We start from the raw sequence: 19,704 nt of genomic DNA, 5'->3' as shown, positions 1-19,704 counted from the left end.
TAAGGCAAGCTGGGCGGCAGAAACTTGCAAGTTGCGACAAGTTGCGGAATACGCACCTGTCGTTTGACGAAGATCAAGGCGGCGCTGGCGCGTCAATGGATGAGATTGACTGTACCTGCGCGCGGCATTAGCTGGTCGTCTCTTCCTCCGGGCCGTCTTCGGGGGGCAGGCGCGAGGCCAGCACCTTGTCGATGCGCTTGCCGTCCATGTCGACAATCTCGAAGCGCCAGTCGCCCCACTCGACGCGGTCGGCGATCTGTGGCAGCCGTCCGAGCAGCAGTAGCAGCATGCCCGACAGCGTGTGGTAGCGTTCCTTTTCTTCTTCCGGCACCTGGCGCAGCCCGATACGGTCCTTCAGTTCGGGGATGGGGATCAGGCCGTCGAGCAGCCATGAGCCATCGTCGCGCTGCACTGCCCATTCCTCGCCGGCGACTTCGCCCTTGAACTCGCCAGTGATGGCTTCGATCAGGTCCTGCAGCGTCACCAGCCCCAGCACTTCGCCGTATTCGTCGATGACAAAGGCCACCTGGCCACCCGAGGCGCGGAAGTTTTCCAGCAACTCCATCCCGGTCACGCTTTCGGGCACGAACACCGCTGGCTGTACCACGGCCATCAGGTCGGCCTCTTCGCCGCGCAGGCGGCGTGCCAGCAGCTGGCGCGCGCTGACCACGCCGACGATGTCGTGCATGCCGCCGCGCACCGCCGGGAATCGGGAGTGGTCGGATTCCTCGATACGGCGCAGGTTTTCCTCCAGCGGCGCATCCACGTCCAGGTAGACGACGTCGCCGCGCGGCACCATCAGCGAGGCCAGCTGGCGGTCGTCGAGGCGGAACACGTTGCGCACCATGGTGTGCTCATGCTGCTCGATCACGCCCGCCTCGGAGCCTTCGACCAGCAGTGCGTGGATTTCTTCCTCGGTAACGCCGGGGCCGCTATCGGTCTTGGTGCCGAGCAGGCGCAGCACCAGCCGGGTGGAGCTTGACAGCAGCTTGACGAAGGGGGTGGACGCTATCGCGAGCCAGGAGATCGGGCGCGCCACCATGCGCGCAATCGCTTCGGGGGCCATCTGGCCCAGGCGCTTGGGCACCAGCTCGCCCAGCACGATGGTAAAGTAGGTCAGGCCCGCCACCACGGTCGCGCTGGCGACGTAGCTGGCGGTGGACTCTGCCATGCCGATGCTGCTGTGCAGCCAGGCGCCGAACGGCTCCGCCAGCGTCGATTCGCCGACCACGCCGTTGAGCACGCTGATCGACGTGATGCCGATCTGCACCGTCGACAGGAAGCGTGTGGGATCCTCGCCCAGCTTGGCGGCTTCGATCGCGCCCCGGTCGCCGTTCTCGATCTGCCGCTGCAGGCGCGCCTTGCGCGCGGTGACCAGCGCGATCTCGGACATCGCGAACAGGCCGTTCAGCAGGATCAGCGCCAGTAATATGGCAATTTCCATCAAAGTGCGCGCCCTTTGCGCGCCGGGTGTTCAAAGAGGTTAAGCATACCATTCGGGTGTTACAGGAAGTCGTCACAGTGACGCCTGCGTCGCAGTGCCGGCAAGGCAATGGTCGACAGGGAATTGCCGCTATTACCTGGCAGGTAGTCGCTCCCGGCGCCAGGCCATGCTGTAATACGCGCATGGAAACGCTGACCCCTGCTTCCGAAGCCACTCTCGACTTCCCCGGGCTGCTGCGCTACTGGCGCGGCAAGCGCGGCTACAGCCAGCTGGCGCTGTCGCTGGCCGCCGGGGTGTCGCAGCGCCACATCTCCTTCCTGGAATCCGGCCGTGCCCGCCCCAGCCGCGAAATGGTGCTGGCGCTGGCCGAGCGCCTCGGCGTGCCGCTGCGCCAGCGCAACCGCATGCTGCTGGCGGGCGGCTTCGCCCCGGCCTACAGCGAGCATGCGCTGGCTTCGCCGCCGTTGCAGATGGTGCAGCAGGCGATCGCACTGATCCTGTCCAAGCAGGAGCCGTACCCGGCCGTGGTGCTGGACCGGTTCTGGAACCTGGTCGACGCCAACCAGGCGTACCGGCGCATGCTCGATACGCTGCTCGACGGACGCGCGCCCGCGTCGCTGGAAGACGAAAGCGGGCAGGGCGGCGGTCCGCGTCGGGTCAACCTGATGCTGTCGGTGTTCGATCCGCAAGGGCTGTGGCCGGTGATCGAGAACGCGCGCCAGGTCGGACGCTACCTGCTGCGGCGCGTCTGGCAGGAATTGCAGAGCCAGGCGCATGACCAGGCCGCGCGCGAGATCTTCCGCCGCATCGCCGCGTGGCATCCCGACATGGTCGGCCCCGGCGGTGTGCTGCTCCCCGAGGACGACGGCGCGGAAGGGCCGCCGCCGCCGGTGCTGCCGGTGGTGCTGCATGCCGGCGCGTTCCGTGCGTCGCTGTTCTCGACGCTGACCACGCTTGGTATTCCGCAGGACATCACGCTGCAGGAACTGCGCATCGAGTCCTTCTTCCCTGCCGACGAACCCACGCGCACCCTGTTTGAAACGCTGGGCGCCGCGCAGCCACCGGCGCTCAGAAGCGGTAGCGCAGGTAGATGACGTGGAAGGTGATGCCAGGATTGGGCTCCTTGATGCCGCCATTGGACAGGTGCTGGAAACGGTAGCCCGCGGTAAAGCGCCGGCCCGAGCCAAAGGTGACGCCCAGCCCCGCGTATTCGGAGAACTGGAACGCCGTGGAAATGACATGGTCGTCCGAGGTGCGCGTTCCCGTCAGCAAGCGTGGACCGACCGACAGTTCGAGGAACGGCGCCCACGCGTGTTTCCACCAGCCGATGCGGACCACCGGTGAGGCGCCGAACTCCCACAGGTCATGCGGATTGTTGTCGCTGCTGCTGTTCCAGCGCGCGATATTGACCTCCCATTGGAGGTCGATCAGCCAGCCCTGCGGATTGCCCCACGCAAAACCTGAATCCCACAGCATGGCGACCTCGGCCTTCTGCACGTGATGGGTCTCGTCGAAGCTGTAGCCCAGCTGCACGGCCGGCGCGGCGTAGGCGGTGCCGAAGCAAGGAAGGAGGGCCAGCAGGTTCGCCGCGGCGGCGTGGCGCGCCACGCGCGGCATTGAGCGCGCTATAAAGCGCCGCTGTCGATGCCTCGGGTGCCTGGCGCGCGCTGGCGGCGCGGGCAGGAGGTCCAAACAACTTGCAGGGCGGTCTTGTCTGGCTTCTTGGTCTTGTCGTGGCATGGGAAGCAAGGCTTGGGTGCTGCGTTGCTGTCGGACTTTCGCATGGGGTGGTGCCGCAACGGGCGTCGCCACTCATGGCCGGCCTCCATACCTATTTGTAGTACACGAGTTAGCACATTGCAGTGCCGGGGGAGTTGCGACGCCCATTCGCGCGCGTGTGCGCAACCTATGCATAGCGGCCACATCGTGCGTCTGGTGTGCGACAATGCCGCTCGCTTTTCCCGTCTATACGAGGGCAATTCCATGACGTTCCGCATTTTTAGGCATGCTGCCGCGCTGGCAGGATGCATGCTCGGCCTGGCCGTGCCGACCGCGCATGCCGAAGGCAGCGCCATGCCGGCCCAGCGTCCGGCCGCGGCCGCCGGCCTTTACGAGTGCCAGGTGCCGGGCGCCGGCACCGTGTTCCGCGCCACGCCCAGGGAAGGCTGCCATCTGGTGGCAGCGCCCGACCCTGGCGCACCCGACCCGCAACGCTGGCTGCCGCTGATGGGTGCCAACGGCGTGATCTCGTACTTCGACCAGTCCGCGACCCGGCGCCAGGGCGCGCAGGTCGGTGTCGTGCTGATGCGCAATTCTCCGTCGGGCGTGATCCGCACCGCCAACGGCGAACCGATCCGCTCGTCGCTCAGGCGCATGGTGCTCGACTGTGCCACGTCGATGTTCGCGGTGGTCGAGCAGACGCTGTACAGCAAGCGCTACGCGCGCGGTAACTCGCTCTATACGATCCGCGCGCCGCAGTACGGCACCTTCCAGCCTGCCGGCCCCGGCACGATCGCGGGTGAACTGCTGCGCAGGCTGTGCCGCTGAGTGGAGCTGAGCGCCGTCCCTGTCAGGGTTTGTCCCGGTCAACCGTGTGCAAACCGTCCTCGTTGATGCGAATGACCCGGCGCGAATCGCGTGCCGGTCATTGCAGGCATTCCCACATGCAGGGCTCACGAGGAGAGCGAAATGAAGAAGTGGATCGTCATGCTGTCACTGGCAATGTTCGGTGCAGGCGCGATGGCGCAGGCAACGCCGGCCACGCCGGCCACGCCGGCAACCCCCGCCACGCCGGCGGCACCGGCTGCCGACAAGGCTGCACCGGCCAAGGCTGACAGCAAGCACAAGGCCACGGCCAAGAAGGCCAGCGCCAAGAAAAAGAAGAGCCACGCTCCCGGTGCCAAGGACCCGATGACGAATAAAGGCGCCTGAGCGCGCTGCCGATGGCGGCGGGCGCCCGGCTCCCCGGCAAGGGGGGAAACAGGAGGCGTCCGTACTGCCATGCCGCTGCGCTGCGATGGCGTGGCACGACGGCGGGGCATGCCAGGCATGTTCCTGCCGCGCGAACGACAGCCTGTGGCACGCCATGCCGTGCCTTCCGGGGGAAAGGCAAGGGTCGTTGCGGCGGATCGAGACAGGAGGCTACGGCCTCCTTTTTTTGTTCTTGCGCGACAGCTTTGCTGTGCGCAGCCGCGCACGTTATGCTAGCGGACATCGTGCCCGGCCTGGCGTGCGGCGCTGCGCCGGCGCCAGGCAACCCTTGTACAGGAGCGTCTATGGCAGCGGTTGCAACATGGTGGCGGCAAATCGCAATCCAGTGGACGCTGGCGCTGCTATGCCTGCCGGCATGGGCGGCCACGCTGGCGCCGGCAACGGCAACGGCAACGGCAACAGCACCAGTGCCGATCGCCGTGCCCAGCGGTGAAGTCGCGGAACTACGGCTGATGGATCGTCCCATTGCCACGCTGCGCGCGGCGATCGGCGGCGCGACGCCGGCCATGCGCGTAGCGCGCGCCCAGCAGTTGTTCGACGGTCTCTCCGAAGCTGAACTGGCCCAGCCGCTCGGGCAACTCAGCGGCAACCTCGGTGATGCGCCGATGGTCGCGTTCCGGCTCGGCGACCGGCTGCTGTTTGCCCTGGCTGCACAAGACCTTTCCCCGGAAGACAACCTCACGCTGGAAGCTGCCGGCGCGCAGGCCGCGGCGGCGCTGCGCCAGGCCATTGCCGCGCGGCGCGCGCACCTGCACTGGCCAAACCTGATGCGCGGGGCCGCGCTGAGCCTGCTCGGCCTGGGCGTGCTGGCAGCGCTGGCCTGGGGCGTCTCGCGCGCCAGCGCGACGCTGCGCGCGCACCTGCACACGGCATTGCGGCGCCACGTGGCGCGGCACCTCGAACGGCGAGCCGGACAGTTCGACTGGACCGGCACGCTCTACCAGCTGGTCGCGCGCACGGTGCAGATCGTTGCCGTCGGCGTGGTGCTGGTGCTGGCCTTCGTCTGGCTGGAGTTCGCGCTCGAGCAGTTTCCACTGACGCAGCCGATGGGCGACCGCATGGGCGCGTTCGTCCTGCACCTGCTGTCGGGCATCGCGTTGTCGATGGTTGGGGCGGTGCCAGGGCTGGTGACGGTAGTGGTGATCCTGCTGATCACGCGCGCGGTGCAGCGGCTGGTGTCGAATATCTTCAAGGCGGTGCAGAGGGGCCAGGTCTCGGTGCCCGGGCTGCATGCCGAGACCGCCGGCGCCACGCGGCGCCTGGCCGCGGCGTTGATCTGGGCGCTGGGCTTCACCTTCGCTTACCCATATATCCCCGGCTCGGACAGCGATGTGTTCAAGGGTCTGTCGGTGCTGCTCGGCTTTATGGTGACGCTGGGCTCGGCCAACGTCGTCAATCAGCTGATGAGTGGCATGGTGGTGGTGTACTCGCGCGCGCTGCGGCGCGGGGACATGGTATGCATCGGCGATACCGTCGGCACGGTGGCCTCGCTCGACGCGCTGTCGGTCAAGGTTATCAACCTTCGCAACGAAGAGGTGACGCTGCCGAATGCGGTGGTGGTCGGCAGCGCGATCCACAACTACACCCGGCACGGCAGCGTGCGCGATACCGGCACGAATGAGGGCTGGCAGGCCGCGATGATTTCGACCTCGGTCACCATCGGCTATGACACGCCGTGGCGGCAGGTTCATGCCATGTTGCTCGCCGCCGCCGCGCAGGCCGAACACGTGGCAGCGTCACCGACGCCGTTTGTGCTGCAGCGTGGCCTGTCGGATTTCTATGTCGAATATGAACTGTTTGCCGCGCTGGATGACCCGCACAACCGCTTCTATGCGCTATCCGCGCTGCACGCGGCGATCCAGGATCAGTTCAACACGCACGGCGTGCAGATCATGTCGCCGCATTTCATGGCGCAGCCGGAGCAGGCTGTCTACGTGCCTGAAGCCAAATGGTTCGAGCAGCCGGGCAGCGCACAGATCAATCCGGCCGCGCGGCCGCAGCGGACCCCGCCGCGCGCCGCATGAGCGCGGCCGGCGCACTGGTCGTACGCGCGCGGGGTGCCTGCCTCAGCTGTCGACGTGGCGGGCCTTCCACTGCCCGCTGGGCTGCTTGCAGAACCAGCCTTTCCAGTGCTCCTGCGAGCTGCCGCGCTTGAGCTCCGACTCCAGCCGCCGGCACTGCTGGCCCTTGTCCGTCTTGCTTTCAACAGGGGTGATGGTGCCATCGACTTGCGGGCGCCGGCCGTTGGCCGGATAGGTCCAGGTCACCGACTGGCCGTCGGCGGTATCGTTCAGCGCCTTGCGCACCGATTGCGACAGCGAGGCACCTTCCTTCTCGTTGAGCGTGCCGATGATGGATCCGCTCAGATAGTTGTCGAAATACGCATGGGCCGGCGCGGCCATGGCGAGCAGCAGCGTGGAACCGAGCACGCAGGCGATGGCGGCACGGATGGCGGGGCGGGCAGTGCGGTCTGTTTGCCGAGGCAGCATGACGATTCCTTTGGCTTCATGTTGGCGTGCCGCGAGCCGGGGGAAGGCATTGCGCGGGCAAGCCGGATGGGTCGTTTGGGTGGCATTGTAAGCGCAATGCCGGGCTGCGCACGACCACTTTGCCGCATTGCGGCGGCGCTGGCGCGGTTGACACCGGCGTAGCGCTGACCTAGCGTTGATTGCTGCCCCAACGCTTGCCATCCCTTGTTCCGCAGCGGCTGTCTGCGGTCCACGCCGCAAAGGCAAGCGCCTTTCCCCCCGAGAGGAGATCCCATGAAGCTGCGCTATCTCATCATCGGCCTGGCCGGTGCCTGTGCCATCGGCACGCTGCATGCCCAGACCGGCAAGGCCGACAAGTTCAATCCCTATACCGACGGCGCCAGGCAGGACAAATTCAGCACGTACACCGATGGGGCCAAGCAGGACAAGTTCAGTCCCTATTCGGATGGCGCAAAAAGCGACAACGTGACCTCGCTCAACCCCGGCGCGCGGCCTGATCAGATGGAACCGATCCAGGGCGGTGCGCAGAAATCGTTCGACTCATTCAGTCAGGGCGGCATGAAGAGCGGCAAGTTCGATACGTATTCCGAAGGCGCCAAGAGCGGCAAGTTCGATCCCTACAGCGAAGGCGCTAAAAAGTAACACTGCATTAAAAGTGCCGAGCGCGGGGTGCTGCAGGGTACCCCGCCAATCACGCTGGTACGCAGGTCCGGCGAACCTGGTGCTCGCCTGCGCTTGCGCCGGTGTGACCTGAAAGCCCGCAAAGCCTTGCCCGGAGCGGCTTTCGGGCAACCTCACCAACATTTTGTTTCAAACCTTGCGTGATCGAAACGTGACTTTCGCGTCTCGAATTGTTATGGTTTATTGCGCATCGCAACAAACCGGACACAGTGCCCAGCGGGCGCCGAGACTCGTGTTCGGGCCACGCCACGTTTGGCCGGGCCCGTCTCTTGCTGTGTCGTGCCTTGCTGCGCCGCCTGCAAGGCCTTCGTCCCGACCGCCGATGCCGGTCACCCCGTTTTAACTGTTCCCACTGGCATACATGTCACAGATCGCCACGCCACGCTTGTCCGCAATGTTTACCGTGCCTGCCCCCGGGCCGGCCCTTCGCCGCAGCGCGCGCGCCGGCGTGCGGATCGCGGCATGGCTGGGCGGCGGCGTGCTGGCACTGTGCGCCATGACGGCGCAGGCGTTTGACTTCGATACCGTCGCCGCGCGTGCCAGACAGCTCGCAGCATCGCCATACAAGGCCCCGCCGCAGAACCTGCCGCGCGAACTGCGCGAACTCTCGTACGAGCGCTACCGCGAGATCGAATACAAGCCCGAGCGTTTCGCCTGGCGCGGCACGCGCTCGCCGTTCGAACTGTCGTTCTTCCATGAGGGCATGGTGTTCGACCAGCCGGTGCGCATCCATGAAGTGGTGGGCAACAGCGTGCGTGAATTCCGCTTCGATCCCGCTGCGTTCAACTACGGGCCGCACAAGGTCGACGCCGCCAAGCTCAAGAACCTGGGCTTCGCTGGCTTCCGCATCCTGTATCCGCTGAACCAGGGCAAGCGCAAGGACGAACTGGCGTCGTTCCTTGGTGCCAGCTATTTCCGTGCGCTCGGCAAGGACCAGTGGTACGGGCTGTCGGCCCGTGGCCTGGCGGTGGACACCGCGCTCAATTCCGGCGAGGAATTCCCGCGCTTCGTTGAATACTGGATCGAGCGGCCTGGCCCCAATGCCAAGGAGATCACCGTCTACGCGCTGATGGATTCGCGCCGCATGAGCGGCGCCTACCGCTTCACCATCAAGCCGGGCGCCGAGACCGCGATGGAGGTCAAGTCGCGCCTGTTCCTGCGCGAGAACGTGACCAAGCTGGGCCTGGCGCCGCTGACCAGCATGTATCTGTTCGGCGAGAACCAGCCGGCGCCGGCGCAGGATTTCCGCCCCGAGGTGCATGACTCGGACGGCCTCTCGATTCACCTGGGTACCGGCGAATGGGTCTGGCGCCCGCTGGTCAATCCCAAGCGCCTGCTGGTGACGTCCTTTGCGGCGACCAACCCGCAGGGCTTCGGGCTGATGCAGCGCGATCGCAGCTTCAACAGCTACCAGGAACTGGGCGCATGGTATGAGCGCCGCCCGAGCGGCTGGGTGCAGCCGCGCGGCAACTGGGGCTCGGGCCGGGTCGAGCTGGTGCAGATCCCGACGCCGGACGAGACCAATGACAACATCGTCGCGTACTGGGTGCCGGACAACCCGCCCAAGCCGAAGCAGCCCTTCGACTACGAGTACCGGTTGCTGTGGCAGAAGGACGGCGAACAACTGCCGCCGCTGTCGTGGGTGAGCCAGACCCGGCTGGGCCAGGGCCAGTCGGCGAGCAAGGAGGACACGAGCTTTTCGCTGGTGGTGGACTTCGAAGGCCCAGGCTTCCGCAAGCTGCCCGCGGACGTTCGCATCGACCCGGTGGTTTCGGCCGATGCCAACGGTGAACTGCTGAAGACGTCGGTACAAAAAAATGAAGCGACCGGCGGCTGGCGCATGACCATGGTGATGCGCCGCAAGGATGAAACCAAGCCGGTAGAGTTGCGCGGCTATCTTCGCAACGGCAATACAACCCTATCCGAGACGTGGAGCTACATCTTACCCCCAGGCTAAAGCAGCGACCGGCTCAGGCAGCGGCATGCGAGCGCTATGTCGACCGCCTGCCCGTATCGCCTGAAATCCGCAGCGAACTGCTGGCCGATATGCCCGGCGCGGCCGCGGCGTCGGTGGCATCGCTGGCACCGCTGAGTCCAGTCAGCCCGGTCATCCCCGTCGGCCCGGTCGGCCCGGTCGGTGGCAGCGGCCGCGATGCGCAGGAAGCGATCTCGCGCCTGCAGTCGCGCCTTGCCGCCAAGGACGCGCCCGCTGCGCAGGGCGGCGGCGCGTACGCTTCGGTCGGCCGCCGTTTCACCATCGCTTACGGCAACCCGCAGGTTGGCGGCGAGCCGCTGCTGCAGCGGCGCGAAGATGGCACCGTCAAGGTCGACACCGGCCCCGAGCCCGAGCGCAGCTCGATGGTGCCGCGCCAGTGGCCGCCGCATATCGTTACCGGCTGGCTGCGCAACACCTGGCGCCGCATGCTGGGCCGTCCGCCCGTGCCCGAAACCTGGGACACGCTGCACGACGGCCCCGATGCCGAAGGCAAGTGGCACCCGGCCGGTTCGCACCGCCGCTGGTTCCTGCTGGCGCTGGTCGTGATCCAGACCGTGCTCGCCACCTACTTCATGACCAGCGTGCTGCCGTACCACGGCGCCGATCCGCTCGAGATCGCGATCCTGGGCCTGTTCGCCATCCTGTTCTCATGGGTGTCGGCGGGTTTCTGGACGGCTATGATGGGCTTCCTGGTGCTGGCCAAGGGGGGCGACCGGCATCTGATTTCGCGCTCCGCCGCACCCGACGGGCCGCTCGCACCCGAGGCGCGCACCGCGATCATCATGCCGATCTGCAATGAGGACGTGACGCGGGTGTTCGCGGGGTTGCGCGCGACCTATGAATCGCTGGCGCGCACCAGCCATCTGTCCAATTTCGATTTCATCGTGCTGTCCGACAGCGGCAACCCGGACCTGCGCACCGCCGAGCACGACGCGTGGATGGAGCTGTGCCGCGCGGTCGGCGGCTTCGGCCGCATCTTCTATCGCTGGCGCCGCCACCGTGTCAAGCGCAAGACCGGCAACGTCGCCGATTTTTGCCGCCGCTGGGGCAGCAAGTACCGCTACATGGTGGTGCTCGATGCCGACAGCGTGATGAGCGGTGACTGCCTGGCAACGCTGGTACGGCTGATGGAGGCCAACCCCGGTGCCGGCATTATCCAGACCGCGCCGCTGGCCGTGGGCCGCGAGACGCTGTATGCGCGCGTGCAGCAGTTCGCCACGCGCGTGTACGGGCCGTTGTTCACCGCGGGCCTGCACTATTGGCAGCTGGGCGAATCGCACTACTGGGGCCATAACGCCATCATCCGCGTCAAGCCGTTCATCGAGCATTGCGCGCTGGCGCCGCTGCCGGGCCGCGGCCCGCTGTCCGGCGAAATCCTGTCGCACGATTTCGTCGAAGCCGCGCTGATGCGCCGGGCCGGCTGGGGCGTGTGGATCGCCTACGACCTCGAAGGCTCGTATGAAGAGTTGCCGCCGAACCTGCTCGATGAGGTCAAGCGCGACCGCCGCTGGTGCCAGGGTAACCTGATGAATTTCCGGCTGTGGTTCAAGCAGGGCTTCCACGTGGTGCACCGCGCGGTGTTCCTGACCGGCATCATGGCCTACCTGTCGGCCCCGCTGTGGCTGTTGTTCCTGCTGCTGTCCACGGCAATGCTGGCCAAGCATGCACTGGTGCCGCCGGAGTACTTCACGCAACCGTACCAGATGTTCCCGACCTGGCCCGAATGGCACCCGGAGAAGGCGTTGGCGCTATTCTCGGCGACCGCCACGCTGCTGTTCCTGCCCAAGCTCGCCAGCGTGGTGCTGCTGATGAAGCAAGCGCGACGCTACGGCGGCGCGGTACAGCTCTTTGCCAGCATGCTGGTCGAGGTGCTGCTGTCAGCGCTGCTGGCGCCGACGCGGATGCTGTTCCATACCAAGTTCGTGATCGCCGCCTACAGCGGCTGGGGCATCTCGTGGAAATCGCCGCCGCGCGAAGACGCCGAGACCACCTGGGGAGAGGCGTTCCGCCGCCACGGCTGGCATACCGCGCTGGGACTTGCGTGGGGCGGGCTGGTCTACTGGCTGAACCCGTCGTACGTGTTGTGGCTGCTGCCGATTGTCGGGTCGCTGGCATTGTCGATCCCGTTGTCGGTGATGCTGTCGCGCGTGTCCCTGGGCCGTGCCTCGCGCAATGCGGGCCTGTTCATGATCCCGGAAGAAACGCTGGTGCCGCGCGAGATCGTCGAGACGCAGCAGCATGTCGAGAACGCCGCGGACACGCCCGACTTTGTCGATGCGGTGGTGGATCCTGTCACCAATGCGCTGATGTGCGCGACCGCGACGGCGCGGCCGGTGCAGCCCGAAGCGGCACGCCGGCGCCACGAAACGCTGGTCGAACATGCGCTGACCCACGGCCCGCGCGCGCTGACACCGGCGCAAAAGCACCTGCTGCTGGGCAACCCGTTCGCGCTGGCCCGGCTGCATGAGCTGGTGTGGGGTTCGCCACTGGCCGATGCCGGCTGGAAGGATACGCGCATGCTGGTGCGCAGGGCGGCCAACGTGCTGCCATTGCGCCCTCGCGCGGCGTGACGCAGATTGCCTCTGCTGAACAAGAAACGGCCGCTGATGCGGGCCGTGGCTGCTGACAAAGTCAAAGGCAGCGAATGTTGTCTCCCCTCTCCCATTTATGGGAGAGGGGCGGGGGAGAGGGCAGGAGTTGCCACGAAGTAAGGCGCCACGGTGCTTGCCATGCGCTGGCCCTCTCCCCCAGCCCCTCTCCCGCAAGCGGGAGAGGGGAGCAAACAACCTGGCACCTCCCTTTGTCCGCAATCTGTGGCCCGCTGATGCGGGCCGTGCCATCGACGCTTGTTTCCTGACCGGTTGCTGCTTCAGCGCAGCGCCGACGTGCAGATCGGCGCGTTGATGTAGACATCGCCGATGCGGCGCTCGCCGCGGTCCTTGCGGGTCATGTAGCGGAACATCAGGCTGACGCCGAGCTTGGTCAGGATTTCCACGTCGCGGTTTGCGCAGATATTGCGCTGCAACGGCGCAGCATAGTTGACCTCGAAGCTGGCGAGATCCAGCATCGGCCCGCGGTAATTGGTCAGTTCCAGCTGGAACAGCACATGCTTGCCGGGCACCGACTGGCAGCGGCGCAGCCGCGTCTCGCCGTCAATTTCGATCGGCAGGGCATCGTTGAGCTGGCGGCAGGCGCGCGCCAGCACGTTGTCGGGACGAGTGGTGTTGCGCAACAGTTCTGGCACGCCGGCGGCGCCGGTATTCTGGCCCGTGGCCGCCCCCTTGAGCATGCGCGACAGGGGTTCGGCTTCGTCGACCGCGGGAGCCGGCGCCGACGCCGCGGCGGCATTGCGCGGCGGCACCGGCACCGGCGCCGCATGCAGCGGCAGCGGCAACAGCAGCGCGGCCACCCATGCAAGGGTGGCCAGGCCAGGCGAAGCGGAAATCGGCGTGTGTCGTGTTCTCATGCAGGCTAACGTTGCCGGGAGCGGTACTGTCGTCCGTCTCTGCGTGGCCGGCGGCGCATGTCACGCAACACTCACGCCGACAGGCTGGCATTGTACCCTCCACCTTGCCAGGCGTGAAAGGCGCGCCACGCTTGCCATCATAGTCCGCGTCAGCGCACGCAAGTCATGCATTCCGGGCAGATGCTCGCTGGATTCCGCCATCTGGCAAGTTTGCCAAGCCTGCCAACTTCATCGAACCCGACCTTGGCAGGGCAATATTCCTGAACGAGTGTTTCAAACCTGTGCAACCTGCTGCGGGATCGCTTTCGTTATGCTGTGCAACAATTGGCCCTTTCCAACGGCTTGCGACCGCGCCCCGGCATCGCCCACGGCGGTGCGCGCCACGCAACCGTATGCACCGGATCTCTTCCATGTCCCGTTCCCCGAGCGCTGCCTCGACCGCGCGCTTTCCTGCCTGGCTTTTGATTTGTGGCTCGCTGATGGCGATTGCGCCGCTGTCGATCGACATGTACCTGCCAAGCTTTCCCGCACTTGCAGTCGATCTTGGCGTCGATATCGGCCAGGTACAGCTGACCCTTGGCACGTTCCTGGTCGGCCTTGCCCTGGGGCAGGCGTTCTACGGGCCGTTCAGCGACCGCTTTGGCCGCAAGCCACCGCTGTATCTGGGACTTGGCGTCTATGTCGTGGCGGCGATCGGCTGCGCACTGGCGCGCAGCGCCGAGACGCTGATGCTGTGGCGCTTCCTGCAGGCGCTGGGCGGTTGTGCCGGCATGGTGATGGCGCGCGCCGTGATCCGCGACCGGCTCGAGGCGCATGAGTCGGCGCGCGCGTTTTCGTCGCTGATGCTGGTGATGGGACTGGCACCGATTCTCGCGCCTGTCATTGGCGGCGCGATCCAGACAGCTGCCGGCTGGCGCACGATTTTCTGGGTGCTGGCGGCGGCCGGCCTGGCCATCCTGCTGCTGGTGCACTGGCGCATGGAGGAATCGCTGGACCGGCGCCAGGCGGCACCGTTGCGGCTTGGCGCGGTGGCCAGGAGCTATGGCGAGCTGCTGCGCGACCGTGAATTCGTTGGCTACTCGCTGTCGGCAGGTTTCGGGTCGGCGGGGATGTTCGCGTATATCTCGGGTTCGCCGTTCGTGCTGATCGAGTTGCACGGCATTGCGCCGTCGCACTATGGCTTCGTGTTCGGCGCCAATGCGCTGGGCCTGATTGTCATGTCGCAGCTCAACAGCCGGCTGGTGCGCGGTCGCACGCTCGACCAGGTCCTGGGATGGGCGCTGCTGGCGCCTTGCGCGGCCGGGGTGGTGCTGGCCGTGGCGGCGCTGGCCGGGCAGGCGACGCTGCCGATGCTGCTGGCGGCATTCTTCGTCTTTATCGGTGCGCTGGGCTGCGTCACGCCTAACGCCTCCGCACTGGCGCTGGCGCACCAGGGGCATCGCGCCGGTACGGCATCGGCACTGATGGGTACGCTGCAGTTTTCGCTGGGCACGCTCGGCGGGGCGGCCGTCAGCGTATGGCGGGACGGCACCGCGCTGCCGCTGGCCGTGGTGATGGCGCTATGCGGCGCTGGCGCGGTGCTGATGCGTTACTACGGCCGCTCCGGCGCCGGCCGGGCGGCTGCCTGACAAATCAGGCGGCGGCCTGCTGCAAGGCGGCGGCCTGCTGTACGACCACCATGTGTGCCGGCATCGGCGCCGCATAGCCGGCCTGGCCGAAGCACTCGCGGATGATGCGGTTGGTGTCGAAATAGACTTGCCAGTAATTGTCGTTGTGGCAATACGGGCGTACCGCCAGCACCGGCCCGACCAGCGTGAATTCCAGGATCTCCACGTCGACCGCGGGTTCCGGCAGCACGTTCGGGATCTGCGCGATGCGCGACTTCAGCAGCGCCACCGCATCGGACACGTCGGTGCTGCCCGCCAGCTGGGCCTTCAGTTCCACGCGCCGGTACGGATTAGCGGTGAAGTTCTGGATTGTGTCGCTGAAGATCTTGTTGTTGCCGATCACGGTCTGCACGTTGTCCGGTGTATCGAGCGACGTGGCGAACAGCCCGATCTCGCGTACCGTGCCGGTGACGCCGCCGACGGTAACGAAGTCTCCCACCTTGAACGGCCGCAGCACCACCAGGAAGGCGCCCGCCGCGAAATTCGACATCAGCCCCGACCACGCCATGCCGATGGCCACGCCGGCCGCGGCAATCAGCGCGGCAAAGGTGGTGGTCTGGATGCCGAAGTAGCCCAGGATGCCGATCACCAGCACCACGTTCAGCGTGACCGTGACGATTGAACCCACATAGCGCAGCAGCGTCGGGTCGACCTTCTGCCTGGTGAGCGCATTCTGCACCATCCGTACCACAAAATGGATCAGCCATCGGCCGATGACCCAGAACGCTAGCGCTGCCAGGATCTTGACCCCGAACTGCGTTGCATAGGCGACCACCAGGGTCTTGAGATTGTCGAAAGTCGTGGCATCCATCGGCGTGTCCTCTCGGTTTGGGTGAGTGGTGCAAGCCCTGCGCGCTGACGCGGCGCAATACGTGGGCACGGCAATTATTGGAATGCCGTGCCTGGAAGTGCAAGCAAATAATTGTCAAGGCAAGCGGTCCGGCAGGCCCGCTTGCCCAGGCGCCGCCGGGCGGCGCATCCGCCTTACCAGTTGGTTTCGCGCTCCGGCGTGGCGGAGATGCGGTGCAGCGTCAGGTCCGCGCCGTTGAATTCGCCTTCGGCATCGAGCCGGATGCCGACCAGCTTCTTGAGCGCCCCGTATACCAGTGTGCCGCCCGCCAGTGCCACCACGATTCCCAGCACCGTCCCGATCAGCTGCGCGCCGAGCGACACGCCGCCCAGTCCACCCAGTGCCTTGGCCCCGAAGATGCCCGCGGCGATGCCGCCCCAGGCGCCGCACAGCCCGTGCAGCGGCCAGACGCCCAGCACATCGTCGATATGCCACTTGTTCTGTGCCAGCGTAAACGTATAGACGAAGAGGGCGCCTGCAATACCGCCAGTGATGAGCGCGCCCAGCGGGTGCATCAGGTCCGAGCCGGCGCATACCGCCACCAGCCCGGCCAGCGGGCCGTTGTAGGCAAAGCCCGGATCATTGCGGCCGGCGGCCCAGGCCGCCAGCGTACCGCCAGCCATCGCCATCAGCGAATTGATCGCGACCAGGCCGCTGATCTTGTCGACGGTCTGCGCGCTCATCACGTTGAAGCCGAACCAGCCCACCGCCAGGATCCACGCGCCCAGCGCGAGAAACGGGATATTGGAGGGCGGATGGGCGCTGATGCGCCCGTCCTTCTGATAGCGCCCGCGGCGCGCGCCGAGCAGCAGCACCGCCGGCAGCGCGATCCAGCCGCCTAGCGCGTGCACGACCACCGAGCCGGCAAAGTCATGGAAGGGCGCGCCGGCAACCTGCGTGATCCAGTCCTGGACCCCGTAGCGCTGGTTCCACGCAATGCCTTCGAAGAATGGGTAGACAAAACCGACCAACACGAATGTCGCCACCAGTTGTGGATTGAAGCGCGAACGCTCGGCAATTCCGCCCGAGATAATCGCCGGAATGGCGGCGGCAAAAGTAGTCAGGAAAAAGAATTTGACCAGGTCGTAACCGCTTTTCTGCGCCAGCGTTTCTGCCCCGGACATGAATTGCACGCCGTAGGCAATGGTGTAACCGATAAAGAAATAGGCAATCGTGGAAACTGCGAAATCCACCAGAATCTTTACCAGTGCATTGACCTGGTTTTTCTTGCGCACCGTGCCTAGCTCAAGGAAGGCAAAGCCGGCGTGCATGGCCAGCACCATGATGGCGCCAAGCAGGATAAACATGGCGTCGGTGCCGGTCTTCCAGTTGTCCATAGTGACCTCATGCTCAAAATGGGCGCATGGGTATGCAAAAAACATTCCAGTTCCGGCTGCATCCTGGTGCCAACTGCACCGGCGTGGGCAGAATCCGCACCGGAATGCCGCGCGCAGGCGACCGGGTGCGCAGTACGTCAGGAGGGAGGCGTCAAGGGCTGTGCCGGAAATGCGCCAGAATGGCGCTTCGCCCGCATGCTCGGCTGACCCGTTATGGTGCGACGCCCCAATTCCGGGCATTTTTCCCATCCGGGTCCGCGCCAGCCGCGCCTTGCGGCACAACGCCGCAGCCAGGCAAATCCGGCTCGTGACAAGCGCAAAAAGAGCGGTAAATTGCCTGCTAACCGGCCTCAAGCAAGGATTTGCGGGTTTTTTCGTTGCATTGATGCCACTGGGGATTGCTCAACGCACAAGGGGCAGATTAGACTGCGCCGATCGATGTTTTGCCGCCAGGCAGGCACATCGGTGACGACGACCAACAAGGGAAATCAGCCATGAATAAAGGTGAACTGGTATCGGCCATCGCCACGGAAGCAGAACTGAGCAACGCCGCCGCTGAGCGCGCGCTCAACGCAGCGCTGGACAGCATCAAGAAGGCAGTGGCAAAGGGTGATTCGGTCACGCTGGTAGGTTTTGGCAGCTTCAGCGCCGGCAAACGCGCCGCGCGTACCGGACGCAATCCGCGCACCGGCGAAACCATCAAGATCCCCGCCGCCAAGACGGTCAAGTTTTCCGCCGGACAGGGTTTCAAGGACGCGGTGAACAAGAAGAAGTAAGCAGTTTGCGTCCACAGCGTGAAAAGCGGCCAGGCAGGCCGCTTTTTTGTTTTCCGCGCCGTGCCGCGATGACCGGCAACGGCGGGGCCGATCCGGGTTAAACTGCCGGCGCACGGATGCCGCCAGCCGGCCCGGGCGACCGCCCCCGCAATCCGAACTCCCCCGCATCATGAACGACCAGTCCCACCAGCTTTCCATGACCGTGCTGATGACGCCGGACATGGCCAATTTCTCCGGCAACGTCCACGGCGGCACTATCCTGAAGTATTTGGACATGGTCGCCTATGCCTGCGCCAGCCGCTATGCCGGCCGCTACGTGGTGACGCTGTCGGTGGACCAGGTGGTGTTCCGCCAGCCGATCCACGTGGGCGAGCTGGTGACCTTCCTGGCCTCGGTCAACTTTACCGGCCGCAGCTCGATGGAAATCGGCATCAAGGTCGTGACCGAGAATATCCGCAGCAAGCTGGTGCGCCACACCAACAGCTGCTACTTCACCATGGTGGCGGTCGACGACAACGGCGCGCCGGCTGAAGTGCCGCCGCTGCAGCCGCGCGACGAGGTCGAGCGCCAGCGTTTTGAGGCCGCCCAGCAGCGCCGTGCGCTGCGCCAGGAAATGGAAAGGCGCCACGGCGACATCAAGTCGCCGGTGACCTGACACGCTGGCATCCACCATGATCAAGCGATCCTGTACGATCCTGGCCCTGGCTGCCTGCGCGGCGGCCACGGGCGGCGCGCATGCCGAGGAGATCGGCAGCGTCAGCACCAATTTCCGCATGACTGGCTCCGACAAGGTCGTGATCGAAGCCTATGACGACCCGCAAGTCGACGGCATCACCTGCTACGTGTCGCGTGCCCGCACCGGCGGCATCAAGGGCCAGCTGGGCATGGCGGAAGACCCGCCGGAAGCCTCGATCGCGTGCCGGCAGGTGGGAACCATCGCCTTCAAGGGGCCGCTGAAGCAGCAGGACCATGTCTTTTCCGAGCGCATGTCGGTGCTGTTCAAGACCCTGCATGTGGTGCGCGCGGTCGATCGCAAGCGCAATACGCTAGTCTACCTGACCTATTCGGACCGCATCGTCAGCGGCAGCCCGCAGAACAGCGTGACCGCCGTGCCGGTGCCCGCCGGCACGACGATTCCTGTCAAGTAAACGCTGCCGGCTCGATCAGGGTGCCAGCGCCGCGGCTTCGGCCTGGCAATCGCCCGGCGCGCGGGCACCGGCGGCACGCGCGGCGGCCACTTCGCGGCGCGCCTGTTCAAGGTCTGCCTGGAAAGTCGGGTCGGCATGCAGGCGCGCCACGGTCGCGGCAGCCATCATGCGGCCTTCGTTGACATCGCTCTGCCAATGCACGTTGCAGACCACCCGGCTCTGGCCGAACGCGCGCCCGCGCGCCAGGATGGCGTCCGCGCGGGCCGGCTCCACCTCGGCCAGGATCAGCGCCCAGGCCCAGCCAATGGCGCTGTGGCCAGACGGATAGGACCCGTCTTTCTCCAGCTTGGCGGCTTCGGCGGGCGTGCACATCTCAGTCTTGTTGGCGACAAATGGCCGCGTGCGCTTGTAGCGGTCCTTGGCGCCGTAGGTGGACAGGCCGGCATCGACCAGGCTGCGGCGCAGCAGGATGTTAAGGTAGGGCGTGTCCTTGGCGCTGACCGGCACTCCCAGCGCGCATGAGAACGCGCTGGCAGCCTGCGGGAAGGTAAGCACGGCGTCGGTACTGGCAACCTGCCATCGCGGCGAGCCGCGCAGCGTGCCTGCCTGGCGCGCAGCGTCGTCATCCAGCGCCTGCGCGGGCGAGCCCTGTGCCGGGGGGGCGGGCAGCAGCTTCAGGCTGTCCGGGCGCGCATCGGCGGCCAGGTAGCCGGCCGGCACGCCAGGGCGCAGTTCCGGCACCGCGGACAGGTTGGTGCCGCCAGTCGCGCAGCCGGCCAGCAGCGCGGCTGCAGCCACGGTGGCACCAAGGCGCAAGGGATTGGAGAGGTTTCGATCCCGCTTTGCTTGGTTCGTCAAT

18 protein-coding genes are annotated in these 19,704 nt (G+C 66.1%); 11 read left to right on the top strand and 7 right to left on the bottom strand.

Annotated features, from left to right (window positions below; genetic code table 11):
* Positions 1-127: 127 nt before the first annotated feature.
* Positions 128-1,444 carry a hemolysin family protein gene (locus ACIP1U_RS29465; protein WP_400322639.1) on the bottom strand — a complete coding sequence of 439 codons (1,317 nt, stop codon included), beginning with the start codon at positions 1,442-1,444 and terminating at the stop codon, positions 128-130.
* A 182-nt stretch (positions 1,445-1,626) separates the two neighbouring features.
* Here ACIP1U_RS29465 and ACIP1U_RS29460 point away from each other — a divergent pair, with 182 nt between their 5' ends.
* Positions 1,627-2,538, top strand: coding sequence for a helix-turn-helix domain-containing protein (locus ACIP1U_RS29460; protein WP_400322637.1), 912 nt, complete (start codon positions 1,627-1,629; stop codon positions 2,536-2,538).
* Here the strand turns inward: ACIP1U_RS29460 and ACIP1U_RS29455 are convergent.
* Positions 2,513-3,061 carry an acyloxyacyl hydrolase gene (locus tag ACIP1U_RS29455; protein ID WP_400322635.1) on the bottom strand — a complete coding sequence of 183 codons (549 nt, stop codon included), beginning with the start codon at positions 3,059-3,061 and terminating at the stop codon, positions 2,513-2,515. The two genes, ACIP1U_RS29460 and ACIP1U_RS29455, sit on opposite strands and share 26 nt — an antisense overlap.
* Positions 3,062-3,427: 366 nt before the next feature.
* Between ACIP1U_RS29455 and ACIP1U_RS29450 the strand changes: the two genes are divergently transcribed.
* The 3 genes from ACIP1U_RS29450 to ACIP1U_RS29440 all read left to right on the top strand — a co-directional run bounded on the left by ACIP1U_RS29450 (position 3,428) and on the right by ACIP1U_RS29440 (position 6,459).
* Complete coding sequence (locus ACIP1U_RS29450) at positions 3,428-3,991, top strand: surface-adhesin E family protein (protein WP_400322633.1); 564 nt, start codon at positions 3,428-3,430, stop codon at positions 3,989-3,991.
* A gap of 141 nt (positions 3,992-4,132) precedes the next feature.
* Entirely contained in the window at positions 4,133-4,375 is a 243-nt protein-coding gene (locus ACIP1U_RS29445; protein ID WP_400322631.1) for a hypothetical protein, read from the top strand.
* A 344-nt stretch (positions 4,376-4,719) separates the two neighbouring features.
* A complete protein-coding gene (locus ACIP1U_RS29440) occupies positions 4,720-6,459 on the top strand; it encodes a mechanosensitive ion channel family protein (protein ID WP_400322629.1) in 1,740 nt (579 codons plus the stop codon).
* Positions 6,460-6,501: 42 nt separating this feature from the next.
* Here ACIP1U_RS29440 and ACIP1U_RS29435 read toward each other — a convergent pair whose 3' ends face one another.
* Positions 6,502-6,924, bottom strand: coding sequence for an RT0821/Lpp0805 family surface protein (locus ACIP1U_RS29435; protein ID WP_400322627.1), 423 nt, complete (start codon positions 6,922-6,924; stop codon positions 6,502-6,504).
* Positions 6,925-7,197: 273 nt separating this feature from the next.
* On the opposite strand from ACIP1U_RS29435, the gene ACIP1U_RS29430 reads away from it, so the two are divergent.
* From ACIP1U_RS29430 to mdoH, 3 genes are all read left to right on the top strand, one after another.
* Complete coding sequence (locus ACIP1U_RS29430; RefSeq protein ID WP_400322625.1) at positions 7,198-7,566, top strand: hypothetical protein; 369 nt, start codon at positions 7,198-7,200, stop codon at positions 7,564-7,566.
* A gap of 400 nt (positions 7,567-7,966) precedes the next feature.
* A complete protein-coding gene (locus ACIP1U_RS29425; RefSeq protein WP_400322623.1) occupies positions 7,967-9,562 on the top strand; it encodes a glucan biosynthesis protein G in 1,596 nt (531 codons plus the stop codon).
* A complete protein-coding gene (gene mdoH, locus ACIP1U_RS29420) occupies positions 9,535-12,171 on the top strand; it encodes a glucans biosynthesis glucosyltransferase MdoH (RefSeq protein WP_400322621.1) in 2,637 nt (878 codons plus the stop codon). The genes ACIP1U_RS29425 and mdoH overlap by 28 nt, the downstream gene beginning before the upstream one ends.
* A gap of 299 nt (positions 12,172-12,470) precedes the next feature.
* Here mdoH and ACIP1U_RS29415 read toward each other — a convergent pair whose 3' ends face one another.
* Positions 12,471-13,067: a hypothetical protein gene (locus ACIP1U_RS29415; protein ID WP_400322619.1), complete on the bottom strand. Its 597-nt coding sequence runs from the start codon at positions 13,065-13,067 to the stop codon at positions 12,471-12,473.
* A gap of 410 nt (positions 13,068-13,477) precedes the next feature.
* Between ACIP1U_RS29415 and ACIP1U_RS29410 the strand changes: the two genes are divergently transcribed.
* Positions 13,478-14,695, top strand: a complete 1,218-nt coding sequence (locus ACIP1U_RS29410; protein WP_400322617.1) for a Bcr/CflA family multidrug efflux MFS transporter — start codon at positions 13,478-13,480, stop codon at positions 14,693-14,695.
* Between the two features lie 4 nt (positions 14,696-14,699).
* Here ACIP1U_RS29410 and ACIP1U_RS29405 read toward each other — a convergent pair whose 3' ends face one another.
* Positions 14,700-15,545, bottom strand: a complete 846-nt coding sequence (locus tag ACIP1U_RS29405) for a mechanosensitive ion channel family protein (protein ID WP_400322615.1) — start codon at positions 15,543-15,545, stop codon at positions 14,700-14,702.
* A 173-nt stretch (positions 15,546-15,718) separates the two neighbouring features.
* Complete coding sequence (locus ACIP1U_RS29400; protein ID WP_400322614.1) at positions 15,719-16,921, bottom strand: ammonium transporter; 1,203 nt, start codon at positions 16,919-16,921, stop codon at positions 15,719-15,721.
* Between the two features lie 494 nt (positions 16,922-17,415).
* Between ACIP1U_RS29400 and ACIP1U_RS29395 the strand changes: the two genes are divergently transcribed.
* The 3 genes from ACIP1U_RS29395 (at position 17,416) to ACIP1U_RS29385 (ending at position 18,845) form a co-directional block, all read left to right on the top strand.
* Positions 17,416-17,697, top strand: coding sequence for an HU family DNA-binding protein (locus tag ACIP1U_RS29395; RefSeq protein ID WP_029047409.1), 282 nt, complete (start codon positions 17,416-17,418; stop codon positions 17,695-17,697).
* A gap of 169 nt (positions 17,698-17,866) precedes the next feature.
* Positions 17,867-18,352, top strand: coding sequence for an acyl-CoA thioesterase (locus ACIP1U_RS29390; protein ID WP_400322612.1), 486 nt, complete (start codon positions 17,867-17,869; stop codon positions 18,350-18,352).
* Positions 18,353-18,368: 16 nt separating this feature from the next.
* On the top strand, positions 18,369-18,845 hold the full coding sequence (locus ACIP1U_RS29385) for a CreA family protein (RefSeq protein WP_400322610.1): 477 nt from the start codon (positions 18,369-18,371) through the stop codon (positions 18,843-18,845).
* Positions 18,846-18,860: 15 nt separating this feature from the next.
* Here the strand turns inward: ACIP1U_RS29385 and ACIP1U_RS29380 are convergent, their stop codons facing one another.
* Positions 18,861-19,703, bottom strand: coding sequence for a phosphatase PAP2 family protein (locus ACIP1U_RS29380; protein ID WP_400322608.1), 843 nt, complete (start codon positions 19,701-19,703; stop codon positions 18,861-18,863).
* Position 19,704 lies beyond the last annotated feature (1 nt).

The sequence above is a fragment of the Cupriavidus sp. NPDC089707 genome, assembly GCF_044748965.1.
Lineage (GTDB): Bacteria > Pseudomonadota > Gammaproteobacteria > Burkholderiales > Burkholderiaceae > Cupriavidus.
Note: the sequence above shows the minus strand (reverse complement) of the source record. Positions and strands in the feature narration are given on the sequence as shown.